This window comes from Thermodesulfobacteriota bacterium (assembly GCA_040758155.1).
Classification (GTDB): domain Bacteria; phylum Desulfobacterota; class Deferrimicrobia; order Deferrimicrobiales; family Deferrimicrobiaceae; genus UBA2219.
Map to the genome: position 1 here is coordinate 1 of JBFLWB010000134.1, position 6,447 is coordinate 6,447.

7 protein-coding genes are annotated in these 6,447 nt (G+C 65.1%); 4 read left to right on the plus strand and 3 right to left on the minus strand.

The annotated features are described in order from the left end of the window. Positions 1–159: 159 nt before the first annotated feature. The 3 genes from AB1346_08830 to AB1346_08840 are packed head-to-tail and all read right to left on the minus strand — an operon-like array spanning position 160 to position 3,011. Entirely contained in the window at positions 160–1,173 is a 1,014-nt protein-coding gene (locus tag AB1346_08830; protein MEW6720539.1) for a hypothetical protein, read from the minus strand. 45 nt (positions 1,174–1,218) lie between these two features. Then, positions 1,219–1,692: a cytochrome C gene (locus AB1346_08835; GenBank protein ID MEW6720540.1), complete on the minus strand. Its 474-nt coding sequence runs from the start codon at positions 1,690–1,692 to the stop codon at positions 1,219–1,221. Then, the gene (locus tag AB1346_08840; GenBank protein MEW6720541.1) at positions 1,689–3,011 is read right to left on the minus strand and encodes a hypothetical protein; all 1,323 of its coding nucleotides are present in this window, start codon (positions 3,009–3,011) and stop codon (positions 1,689–1,691) included. Before AB1346_08840 ends, AB1346_08835 begins: the two co-directional genes overlap by 4 nt. A gap of 183 nt (positions 3,012–3,194) precedes the next feature. Here AB1346_08840 and AB1346_08845 point away from each other — a divergent pair, with 183 nt between their 5' ends. From AB1346_08845 to AB1346_08860, 4 genes are all read left to right on the plus strand, one after another. Further along, positions 3,195–3,971, plus strand: a complete 777-nt coding sequence (locus AB1346_08845; protein ID MEW6720542.1) for a DsbC family protein — start codon at positions 3,195–3,197, stop codon at positions 3,969–3,971. 222 nt (positions 3,972–4,193) lie between these two features. After that, positions 4,194–4,634, plus strand: coding sequence for a hypothetical protein (locus AB1346_08850; GenBank protein MEW6720543.1), 441 nt, complete (start codon positions 4,194–4,196; stop codon positions 4,632–4,634). 20 nt (positions 4,635–4,654) lie between these two features. Beyond that, positions 4,655–5,959 carry a hypothetical protein gene (locus tag AB1346_08855; protein MEW6720544.1) on the plus strand — a complete coding sequence of 435 codons (1,305 nt, stop codon included), beginning with the start codon at positions 4,655–4,657 and terminating at the stop codon, positions 5,957–5,959. Positions 5,960–6,140: 181 nt separating this feature from the next. Continuing rightward, positions 6,141–6,447: universal stress protein (locus AB1346_08860; protein ID MEW6720545.1), on the plus strand; the 307-nt coding region annotated here is incomplete at its 3' end.

Here is a 6,447-nt window from a genome sequence, read left to right on the forward strand (position 1 = left end):
CCTCGGACGGCTGCTGGCTGAGGATCTCGTACGGAAATCTGCGGGAGGAGACGGCCGCCGAGGGGATCGACCGGCTGGTGAACGGACTGCGCGCGATCTTCGTCGGGTAGAGAAAGCTGCAGCGGGCGCCCCGGTCCGGGGCGCCCGCGCTATCCTTTCTTAAGGAACTCCCGGAATCGCATGGCACAGCGTGCCGTTGAAGCAGCCGGGCGTGCCCGGGACCGCTTGGTGGCAAATCGCGCATACCGGCGCGTTGCCCGTGTTCGTGTTCGTGTGCGTGGGCGGATCGACCGTCACCCATCTCAACCCCACCGGATGGGGCGCGGTGACCCCGTGGCACGGGTAGCAGGACACCCTCGACTCGCCGCCGGAGAGGTCCTCCCCGTGGCAGGTCTGGCAGAAGGCGAAACCGGTGGACGCGGCGACCGGCCCCTTGGCGGCGGGCCCATGCTGCCCGGACGCGGCCCAGTTTTCCGGGTGGAAACCGCCGACGCCGTGGCAGAGGGTGTTGTTGAAGCATCCGGGCGGCGTCCCCGCGGGAGCGGGAGCGGTCGGATGGTTCAGCGGGTTGTTCGGAGAGCCCGGGAAGTGGCATTCCGCGCAGACGGGCGCGTTGTCGGGATGCGTATCGAGGTGGGTATTTGCGGGACCGCGCCATACCCGCGCGGGGTGCGGCGCGTTCACCCCGTGGCAGGAGAAGCATGAGACCGGCACTCTCCCGCCGTTGAAGCCGGCGCCGTGGCACACCTGGCAGGAGGCGAACCCGGAGCTGCCGGGATTGCGCTTCGCGGCGGAGCCGTGCGGCTGGGTCGCGCCCGGGACGAAGGAGACCCACCCGGGCACGGAGCCGTGATGGCATCCCGCGGGATTCGCGAAGCAGGAGACCTTGGAGATGCCGCCGGCGAGGTCCGCCCCGTGGCACTCGGCGCACGCGGCGGTCGCGCCGCCGGCAAGGAAATCCTGCGTGGCGGCGGTCGCGTGCTGCCCTCCGGTGGGGACGACGACCCACCCGGGGACGGACTGGCCGGCGGCGTTGATGTGGCTTTCCCCTGCGATAGCCGCATCGCTCACGTTATTGGCGCTCGAACACCCGGCTGCGAACGCGGCGGCAGCCAGGAGCGACAGCAGGGCGAAAGCCTTCGCGGGCTGGTCAACACGGAATCCCGGCATCATGCGCGTCTCCTTTCGCTCCTCCCCGAAAAATCGACCTCTATCCCGCTAGCGGTGGCATTGCCTGCACACAGCGTCGTTCTTGTTGCCGTGGCACCGGAAGCAGGACCCCGGGTCGAGGCGGCCGTCGATCCGATGAGCGATCAGGTAATCGCCCCGGTGCGGCGCCATGCGGTCCGGCCGGTCCCCCATTTTCACGTTCGGCTTGATCTCTTCCTTCCCCGCGTGGCACGTCTGGCAGAACGACGGAGCGTGGCACGACGCGCACAGCCGCTGGCTCTGCCGGGCGTACGTGCCGTGCGAGTTGATGAAGATCCGGGAATGCCGGAACGTCCCGTACGGCTTCAGGGAACCCGTGGAAACGTTTTCGTGGCATTCGAGGCAGTTGACCCGTCCCGCCGGAAGCTCCTCCGGGTGCTTCGGCGGAACGGACGGCGTCTTCGATACGACGGAGCAACCGGCCAGAAGCAGGGCGAGAAGGGCCGCCCCGAGGAAAATCGCGATGTGCGCTCGGCGCATCATTTCTTCCCTCCCAACGTGGCGCTCAAGTCGTAACTCAACCGGACGAGCCCGGTGACGTCTTTATCCAGGGTGGGGCTGTCGGTCCAGATGAGGCTGCCGGAGAGCTGAAGGGCCTTGAGGAACCGGTACCCCGCCGTGCCGACCACCTGGAACGCCAAGGCCTTCCCGGCGATCCTCTGTTCGAAGTCCTGCGCGAGGGCGTCCAGCGTCAGCCGGAGCTTTTCCCTGGACCAGGTGCCGAACGCCCGGAACTCCCGGTACTCGTTCTCGGGAAGGTCGGCGGCGACGAACGCCGTCGAGAACCCCATCACGTCCATGTTCTTGTTGTAGATGTGCCGCAGCCCGACCTCGCCGCGGGTCGCGTCCCCCGGATTCGCCAGGTCGTGCATGATCCGCTTCCCCACGACCTCCAGGGTCCACCCCTTCATGAACTCCCAGTCCACGATGGCGAAGATCGAATTGACATCGTCCTCCTGCCTCAGGAAGGGGAACGCGAACGCCGGGTTCAGCGTCGCCCCGAAGAGGTCCTTGTAATCGTACGACTCGAATCCGGCCGAGACGTCCACCGTGGCCCCCGGAACGACCCGGAGCGCGTACCGCTGGTACGCCATGCCGTGCGTCGCGTCGTTGTAGAAGGCCTGCCCGGTGAGTTCCACGCCGCGGATCACCTGGAGCCACAGGTCGCCGCCGAACAGCTCCCGGTCCGTCTCACGGATCGAGCCCTCCTCCTTCAGGTACGAAACGCCCAGCTCGATCCGGCCCGACCGGGCGAAGAAGACCCGGCCGCCGTAAAGCGAGTCGCCGTTCTCCCTGCCCGGAATCTCGCTGTACTCCACCGGGATGCCGCCGAAGAGCGACACGCCCAACCCGACGGGAGTCGTCATCTTGACGAACGCCCCGTCGATCGTGTCCATCGCCGCCCCCTCCGTCAGGAAGAACCGCCCCAGCTTCGCCTGGGCGTTCCCTTCCGGATGCAGGTACTCGGCGTACGCGCTGCCGATTTCCCCGGAGGTGCCGTCGGTCCCCGTATCGTCCGCCAGGTCGACCCGCCCCCAGCCGTAGAAATGGAAGGAAACGTTCTTCCCGCCGACATTCTCCAGGTCCGTCGACAGATACTCGAAAAGCGGCGCAAAGCGATCCTTCGTCCCGCCCGGACGCTCCCGCTCGTAGATCAGCCCGTAGGTCCTCGAGGAGAGCTTGAGGTCCATGGCGTCCGCGACGGCGGGAGCCGCGATGGGCAGGAGCAGGATGGCCGCGACGAGCAGACAAACCCGGTTGCGGCGTTCCAGGAACAGACGCCCGACCGTCCCTTCTCCCATTCGGGCCCTCCGTAAAACGATTTTTGGTAATCGAAGCGATGTATTGTTACAAATGCCACGCGATATCGTCAAGCACAATCCACGGGAACGACCCGTCGGATAGGCCTGAAAACCGCCCGGCGTCCGATCCTTGCGGGTGTACAATCCATTATAAAAGAACAAATGCCGGAACCGGGGGAAAAGATGCAAAGGAAAATTGCGCTTGGCTGTTTCATCATCGCGATCTCGCCGGCGCTGGCGGCAGCCCCCGCATCCGCATTCAAGGACCACGGCGCAATGAAGGGGTCCTGCGTCGGCTGCCACTCCCTGAGCCGGGAAGAGGCGGCCTCGGTCCTCAAGGGCATGGTGGACAACGTCGTGGCGGTCATCCCCGGTCCGTTCCCGGGAGTATGGGAAGTGGACGCGGGGATCGGCGGGAAGGTCTACCCCCTCTACATGGACTATTCGAAGAAGCTCCTCTTCCAGGGAAATTTCTTCCGGGTGTCGGACCGGGAGAATCTCACGCGTCTCCGCTACGCGGACCTTAACCGCGTGGACGTCTCCTCCATCCCGCTCGAGAACGCCATCGTCCTGGGGAATCCCTCGTCGAAGCGGCGGCTCATCGTCCTGACGGATCCGTCCTGCCCGCACTGCGTCCGGCTGCACGGCGAGATCAAGACGGCGATCGCGAAGGACCCCGAGGTGGCCTTCTTCGTCATGCCGTACCCGCGCAACCCGGGCGACCGTGCCGTCTACGCGAAGTGCCTCGCCGCAGTCTGCGACAAGTCCGGCAAGGTGCTCGACGACATCTATTCCGGCAAGGAAGTCCCGCCCGCAAAATGCGACAGCCGGGCGGTGGACGAAACGATCCGCCTTGCCGACCGCCTCCAGATCCAGGGGACCCCTTCCATGATCCTGCCGGACGGCCGCGTCGTCAGCGGATACAGAGAAGCCGACGAGCTGCTGTCGCTGACCCGGTAGGACGGTTACATTATCGTAATACTTTCTTTCCCAAGAAAGATTTGTATTCCGGGCTGACCGTCGCCCCCCAGTATCTCCACAACCGTTCTTGCCTGTAATCCTTTTATAAATCAGCCATATGCCAAGTATGATCGCGCGGGAATCCATCCGGGCACGGTTATTGAGAGTGCCTGTTTCCTACAAAGGCCACTGTATCAAAACGACGGGCCTGGAGGATTCCCGATGATCCGACTACGCACCTTGGCTGTCTTCTTTGGATTGACCGCCATCGTCGCATCGATCGCCGGATGCGGCGGCGGCGGCGAGGGCACCTTGGCCGGGACGCAGACTGACGTCTCCTCCCTGCTGTCCTGGAACCCGCCGGAAACGACCATCGACAACAACGTCATCGATCCATTCGACGACCTCGACTACTACGAGATCTATGTGAGGGAGGACCGGAACTTCACCGATGCGGATTCCCCGGTAGCCCAGGTGGATGCGGTCGAGGAGTTCCCGCTTGAGACCGGATCGGCCTACTCCAGGCTGCTCGTGACGGAGTTCGACCTGGACAACCTCCAGGAATTGCCGGCTGCGAAGGAGCTGTACGTTTCGCTCAGGGCGGTCGGAACCGACCGGCAGAAGTCGGCGTTCATGGAACCGATCCTCTGGGTGCGGTCATGAGAACCCGGGTGGAGCGCGCCATGCGAAAAGCGACCCGGGTTCTCCAGACGCTCGGATTCCTTCTGGCCTTCAGCGGCGCCGCGTTCGCCGCGAACACCATCTCCTGGTCTCCCGTCACGACCTACACCGACGGCACGCCCATCACCGGAAAGACAGTAACCTACGCGATCTACTGGTCCGGCAGCTCTTCCCTGACCTCGCCTGCCGCGGTCGCCACGGGGGTGACGCAGACCTCCAGATCGTTTGAGCCGTCCGCGCTCGGGATGACGCCGGGCAGCACGGTCTATTTCGCCATGAAGACCGCCTTGAGCTCGGGCGAGGTCTCCGGGTTCTCCGCTCCCCGCTCGTGGGTCGTTCCCGGCGTCGTGTCGAAAACGCTGAATTCCATCTCCATCGGGGGTCCCTCTTCCGTCAACGAAGGGAGCTCCGGAAACTACACCGCCACCGCATCCTGGTCCGACGGCTCCTCCTCCGCCGTCACGCCGACGTGGAGCGTCTCCGGCTCGTACGCCTCCATCAGCAGCGCGGGCGTCCTCACGGCGGCTTCCGTTTCCGCCAACCAGACCGTCACCGTCAATGCCGGCTACTCCAGCGGCGGCGTGACGAAGACCGCCTCGAAATCCGTCACCGTCGTCAACGTCGCTCCCACGCTGACCGCCCTCGCCGTCGGCGGACCCGCATCCGTCACCGAAGGGAAAACGGGGGACTTCATCGCCACCGCCTCCTGGTCCGACGGCACCTCCTCCATCGTATCGGCGAGCTGGAGCGTCTCCGGCTCCTACGCTTCCATCAGCAGCGCGGGCGTCCTCACGGCGGCCTCCGTCTCCGCCAACCAGACCGTCACCGTCAACGCAGGCTACTCCAGCGGCGGCGTGACGAAGACCGCCTCCCGGACCGTGACCATCGTCAACGAGGACCCGGCCGGACCGGCGGTGCCGGGCGACCTCCGGATCGGCGTTCCGGCGGGATCGGACGGGACGACCTGGAGGCTTTCCTGGGCCGCGGTCACGACCTACGCGGACGGGCAGGCGATCGGGGCGGGGCGCGCCATCCGGTACAATGCGTACTGGACGCGGGATCCCTCGCTCGAGGCAGGTAACCTGGTGCCGCTGGCAACGTCGATCTCCTCCCGTTCCGTGGACTTCCAGCCGCTGTCCCTGGAGATGACGAAGGGGGAGAAGATCTATTTCTCCCTGCAGGCGGTCCTGGACACCGGCAAGGAATCCTCCCTCTCCGAACCGCTGCCGTGGAGGGTCTTCTTCAAGGCGCCGGACGCCCCGAAAAAGGGAAGGATCGGGTACCGGGGAGCGGTTTTCCAGAAGTAACCGGATACGACCGGCCGGGGAAAGGAGGGGCGCCGCCATGCCGGCGCCCCTCTTTTTTTCCGCGTCCCGCGGGCGCCGGAGAAAACGGCGCCCCGCGGTCATCTTCCGGCTTGACATGCGGTGCCCGCCAAATAGAAAATTGTTGATATAATTTAGGAAGTCAGGAAGAAAAGGAGGCGGCATGTACAAGAACATCTTATTGCCTACGGACGGATTGGGGAAGTGCGCGTTCGGCACCTGCCACGGTGTTTTACTTGCCAAAGACCTCCATGCCAGGATCACCGCCATTTGCATAACGGACAAGTTTTCCGCCAGGGAGCTCCGCGAGATCTACGCGCCGGAAATGATCTGGTCGCTGTCGGAAGGGAAGAAGGCGCAGGAGGCGATGGCGCAGGCGGAAACGGAGCGGAAGGAGATGGCCGGGAAGGCGCTGGCCGTAGCGGAAAAGATGTGCACCGACAACGGCGTCCCGTGCGAGAAGGTGCACA